Genomic DNA, 5,178 nt, shown 5'->3' with positions numbered 1-5,178 from the left:
GAGGTCCTTCGAAGCATCACGCGGTGGCCGCCTTCTCATGCGTCAGCCACGCCCGTCAGCCGGGCCGGTCGTACACCACTCTCATGGACGCCACTGAGGCGTCAGCCGATGGCATCCAGCTACACCTGGCACCAACGCGACGTCGTGCAGGAACGGCTCGGCTTCACCATGCCGACACTCTCGGCACTGCGGGTGCAGGGACTGTATGAGCACTTCGCCACCCTGGGTGCCGATGAGGTCGAGCGTCCCTCTGAGGTGCCCGCCAACGGAGGAGGTGGTGTCCGCGTCGTCTACGTCCCCGACGAGCAGTCACTCAACCTGAGCGAGGACCAGGGCTACCGCCACGGCGTGACCACCCTGACGTTGACCTATGGCTGCGGGGGACTGCCCCGACTTCGGTTGACTCGCTCGGGTAGGCGGGGTCAGGCCGCGTGAGCGGCTTGGAGAAGTGTCTCGTACTCAATGGGAGTCAGTCGCCCGAGGGCCTGCTGACGTCGGCGGCGGTGGTAGGTGTTCTCGATCCAGGTCACGATCGCCAGGCGCAGGTCCTGGCGGGTGTCCCAGCGGCTGCGGTTGAGAACGTTCTTCTGCAGCAGCGAGAAGAACGACTCCATCGCGGCGTTGTCGGCGCAGGTCCCCACGCGTCCCATCGAGCCGCGGGCCTGGGCAGCGCGGAGTTCCCGGACGTAGCGGTGCGAGCGGAATTGGCTGCCTCTGTCGGAGTGGACGATCACCTCTAGGGCGTCGGTGTTGCCGCGCAGGGTGAGTGCGTTGCGCAGTGCCTGCACGGCCAGCTCAGCGGTCATGCGGGCGTCGATGGAGTAGCCCACGATCCGGTTGGAGCAGGCGTCCTTGACCGCGCAGAGGTAGAGCTTGCCCTCCGCGGTGGGGTGCTCGGTGATATCGGTCAGCCATAGCTGGTTCGGCCGCTTCGCGGTGAACCGGCGTTGGACGAGGTCGTCGTGGACCTGCGGGCCGGGCTGGCGCTGCCGGCCCCGCTTGCGGGAGTGGGCGCTGAAGAGCCTCTCCTGGCTGCACAGGCGCTGCACCCGGTTGCGCCCAGCCTGCACGCCCTGCTCGGCGAGCTCGTCGGCGATGAAGCGGTAGCCGAACTCCGGATCGTCGTGGTGGATCTTCCGGGCAGCGTGGATGAGGTGAGCGTCGTCCCAGTCCCGGTTGGTGACCGGGCATGCCCGCCACTTGTAGTACGCCTGCTTGGAGAAGCCCAGCACCCGGCAGGTCACCGCGACAGGGATGTCGTCGTCGGCGAGGTCACGGACCAGCGGGAAGATCATTTTGGGAGGGTGTCGCGGGCGAAGTAGGCCGTCGCCCGGCGCAGGATCTCGTTCTCCTGCTCCAGCTGCTTCGTTCGCCGGCGCAGCTCCCGGTTCTCCGCCTCCAGGTCCGCCCCAGCGGCTGGGGCGGGCTGCTCGACCAGGCCGTCCTCACGGTCGGCGATCGCGAGCCAGCGACCGAGACAGGACTCCGAGATCCCGAAGCTGCGGGCGATCTCAGCGCGGGACCGTCCGCCCTGGCGGGCCACGGCGATCACATCCCGGCGGAACTCGGCGGGAAAGGGCTTGGGCACGGTCGTCATCCTTCCAGCGAGGACCATGATCCTCACAGGTCAAGGAGTCAACCGAAGCCGGGGCAGTCCCAACCGACACCTCCTGGCCCGAGCCCTCAACCGGCGAAGACGAGGAGGAGCCGCGGATCCTGGCGCGCGGGGCCGCAGCCATCGCCAAAGACGCGCAGCGGGCCCCTGTGACGTCGCCCAGCTGCCCGACTACCTGCCCGAGCGCGAGGGTGCAGCGGGCGAACGTGGCGCACACCCAGGCGCTCGCGGCGCGCCAGGGGGTGGAGGAACAGGGTGCTGGTGGAGGAGTTGGCCGGCACTCTCGGCGCGCAGCCGCCGAGCCCGGACGTCTGGGACACCCCGGGCCGCCGTGACGGCCCCACCCGCCTCCACCCGGACCACCGGATCGTCTCCGGCACGGTCGAAGTAGACGGGGCGAGGGACCCCCGCACACCTACCCGCAGCGCATGGAACTGCACGGGCTGACCACCGCCCAGGCGCGCGCCGTGGCCGCCGCCCTGCACGTGGACCGCCCCGCCGCGCCGGTGCTGGTAGACCCGACGGGCAGGCAGAGGGCGTGGCGTGCCCGTACTGCAGCGCGCGCGGCAACGTGCAGGAGCTCGACCGCGCCGAGCGCGTCAACGAGGCCATCGTGACCGCTGACGAGGACTGCCTCGCGGTGCGGGTGAGCCTGCCGCCGGCCAACGAGCTCACCGCCCATGCATGACAGGGAGACTCACGGTGACCGACGGGCGTGCGGTGCCAGCGATGGGACCAGCATGGATGCCAACGGGTGGTCGTGAGCGAACGAGCGCCGGATTGTCGCTCTATCTGGCAGCATGTCGAAGTTGAACTTCTATCATTCTTCGGCAGGTTGACGCCGTTGCGGATGTCGACCGTTCCATGCCGAGGGGCCGTCTCACCACCGGTCAGGCCAAGCCATGTGCCTGGTCGCACTCGTTTAAGGGGGCAGTATGGGTGAACGAAGCAGTGCACCGGAGCCGTCGGCACACAGCTACCGGGCCCGGAATGCATGGTTTCTCATTCCCGCACTCCTTGCCTCATTTGCTCTAGCCGCAATGACGGGGGTGTACGCGGCGTTCATAGAGTGCGGCTTTACTGGGTGCCAGGGTGGTTTGAGGTCGGTGCCGTTGCCGCTTCTTGTGGTTGTGTTGTGGCTTATTTCGGGCGCAATTCTGGCAACCCCGATCGCGCTCATCCGCTGGGCTCCCTGGGGCGTGCGCAAGGTCATCGCCGTCGTCGTGACCCTGGCTTGGGCGGGCTTCTGGTTCTTTTTCAGCGCGCTCGGCTGAGAGCGTTGCGAAACGTTGGCCCAGGAGGCGCCGGACTCCGTTAGCGCTGTCCTCGTCAGCTTGGCAGAAACCATGATCGCTAGCGGCCCGAACTTGTGGGCTCTGCACTCGACGGCTGGGCGGATATTGCCTGCTCTGCCTCATCCACACGAGGCGCTTGTGTTCTTCTAACTGAGCAGCAGCTGTTGGTGTGCCGGCATCCGACTGATCGACCGCGGCCCTGCCGCGTTCCCGGTACGCGGCCTCGTCCATACCCACGTCGGCGATGACACCGTCGATCTGCCCTGCTCCTGGATCTTGACGCGATGGATCGCGTCGCACCCCTTGGCGGACCTGGTTGAGGGGTCTTCGGATCTCCAGGTGGGTAGGCGAGTCTGACTGTCACTGAGCCGCGGCCCGACTTCACGGTCGTGACGATGAGCGAGCAGGTGTCCTACCCCTCTGCTGTCCTTGGCGGCGGCCCCGGGTCCGGCATGGTGGTTGCTGCGCGCACCGGCCCTGCAGCAGGCCGACGCGCGGTGACGAAGGAGGCATGACGTGATGACCGAGGGGCCCCTGAAAGCGCATGAGGCCGAGGAGTGGGCGGCCTCACTCCTGAGGGAGGACCTGCCGTACCGGGTGAAGGTCACCGTCGCGGCTGACGATGCGGAGCTAGCCACCTCCCTCCTCGACACCGCCCGTGATGTGCTGAGGCGCACCGAGCCCGTGATCGACGGTCCAGTGGCGATCTTCCGGCTGGAGGTCGATGACAGTCGCCGCTGGAGTGCCGCCATCGGCCCAGCCTGGAGGCTGTGCCAGTCAGGGGTGAAGGTGGTGTCCAGCGAGCCACTGGACATCGCCGAGACGGTCAGCGACACCTGGCTGCAGGAGCAGCTCGGCGGTCCCGGCCCCGACCGCTTCTTCTTCGTCTTCCCCTTCAACCACCCCCTGGCCGCCATCGGCGGGGCACAGGTCGTGCGGCAGCTGCTCGCCATCGTCAGCGACTCCAGCGCCTCCCTCGGCTACCGCGACCGGGCAGCGCAGGCGTGCCACTACGCCCTGTTCAACACCCCTGACGGTCGACTGTGCCGACAGGTGCTGGAGGTCGCGGTACAGGAGCTGCGCTCGGCGCTGCAGGCATCGCCGACGCGGACTCGAGCACCCTGGTACGTCACCTCCCTGGCGGAGGCGGTGGAGGGAGCGGTGCAGGAGATCGCGACCCCTGAGGTCGCCAGCTTCCGTCCCATTCCGGAAATGCCGGAGGACCTGCTCGCCGAACTCCTGGCCAGCCCCTGCCAGGACATCCATTGGCCGGTGCTCGAACTTCTCGCAGCGATGCCCGGCACGCTCAGCGAGCACACGACAGCCGTGGTCGCGGGCGTGGCCCTGCACCACGACGCCAAGAAGGGCTCGAGCGCCCAGATCGTGGCCGGGGCCGCGCTGAGGGTCCTCGCTCGCGGTCCCGACACCACTACGGCGCGGCACGCACTGTTGGCATTGAGCCGATCCCACCACCTGGAGAACCGTCTGAGCGCGATGAGCCAGCTCGCCCACCGCGCTGGCCGCCCGATGGCTGAGGATCTGTGGGAGCGGCTGCTGCAGGACAGGTCGCTCGCCCATCGCATGTTCGCCGGGGAGCTCATCGAGACGTACGGAACAGCAGAAGACGTTCCCGCCGCCGCCATCGCTCTCCGGCATGCGCTGAAGTCCAAACACACCCCGCCGGTCGTGCATGGACGCTCAGGACCGATCGTGATGCCCCCGTGGGGTTCGGGCATGCTTGCGTTCCTGTGGCAGCACCGCGAGGAGCCCACCGCCGCAGCCGAGATTCAGCGACTGCGCCGGCAATGGCCCAAGATCCGTCCCGACCTCGCGGCGTGGGTTGCTGAGCACCTTCCCGACCTACCGCCCTCCGCGGTGTGACCGCAGCCCGGCACCTGCCATCACCGCACCACTATCGGGGCGGGCGCACAGGTGGTCGAACCTCACGCCGATCACGCGGTCCGCGGCACGATCCCGGCGGACCTACGACTTCACGGCCATACCGCGATCCGGGCGTGATCATGACCGACCAGAGGAAGCTCGCGGAGAGCCGACGGCCACCGGCGCCCCAGACGTGAGGCAGCCCTACCCACCCGTAGATCCGAAGACCGTGGTGACGCGCATGCCCGCCCCGCCGTGCCAGGTGCGGCCAGCCACGCGTTGGTGAGACAAGCGGGAGCTTGACCCGCTTCTCCGGACACCGACCTGAGGCGATGATGTCGCCCAGAGAGGAGTCCTTCGATGCCCCGTCCTCACCCGCCGGAGTTC

The 5,178-nt window shown here is 68.3% G+C and carries 5 protein-coding genes; 4 read left to right on the top strand and 1 reads right to left on the bottom strand.

Annotated elements, in window-relative coordinates; translation table 11 throughout:
* Nucleotides 1–108 precede the first annotated feature (108 nt).
* The gene (locus CLV92_RS20745) at nucleotides 109–435 is read left to right on the top strand and encodes a hypothetical protein (RefSeq protein WP_104435978.1); all 327 of its coding nucleotides are present in this window, start codon (nucleotides 109–111) and stop codon (nucleotides 433–435) included.
* Here the strand turns inward: CLV92_RS20745 and CLV92_RS20740 are convergent.
* Nucleotides 423–1,588, bottom strand: a protein-coding gene (locus tag CLV92_RS20740) for an IS3 family transposase (protein ID WP_245887012.1) whose coding sequence is annotated in 2 segments (ribosomal slippage) — nucleotides 423–1,303 and nucleotides 1,303–1,588 — 1,167 coding nt in all. Because the reading frame shifts where the segments join, the coding sequence is not laid out codon by codon here. The two genes, CLV92_RS20745 and CLV92_RS20740, sit on opposite strands and share 13 nt — an antisense overlap.
* Before the next feature lie 565 nt (nucleotides 1,589–2,153).
* Here CLV92_RS20740 and CLV92_RS21730 point away from each other — a divergent pair.
* From CLV92_RS21730 to CLV92_RS20725, 3 genes are all read left to right on the top strand, one after another.
* Nucleotides 2,154–2,303, top strand: coding sequence for a hypothetical protein (locus tag CLV92_RS21730; RefSeq protein ID WP_158257366.1), 150 nt, complete (start codon nucleotides 2,154–2,156; stop codon nucleotides 2,301–2,303).
* Between the two features lie 418 nt (nucleotides 2,304–2,721).
* Nucleotides 2,722–2,889, top strand: a complete 168-nt coding sequence (locus tag CLV92_RS21725) for a hypothetical protein (RefSeq protein WP_158257365.1) — start codon at nucleotides 2,722–2,724, stop codon at nucleotides 2,887–2,889.
* 540 nt (nucleotides 2,890–3,429) lie between these two features.
* Entirely contained in the window at nucleotides 3,430–4,791 is a 1,362-nt protein-coding gene (locus CLV92_RS20725) for a hypothetical protein (protein ID WP_104435980.1), read from the top strand.
* Nucleotides 4,792–5,178: the final 387 nt, after the last annotated feature.

Source organism: Kineococcus xinjiangensis (assembly GCF_002934625.1).
GTDB lineage: Bacteria > Actinomycetota > Actinomycetes > Actinomycetales > Kineococcaceae > Kineococcus_A > Kineococcus_A xinjiangensis.
This window is presented reverse-complemented; position numbering and strand designations above follow the sequence as displayed.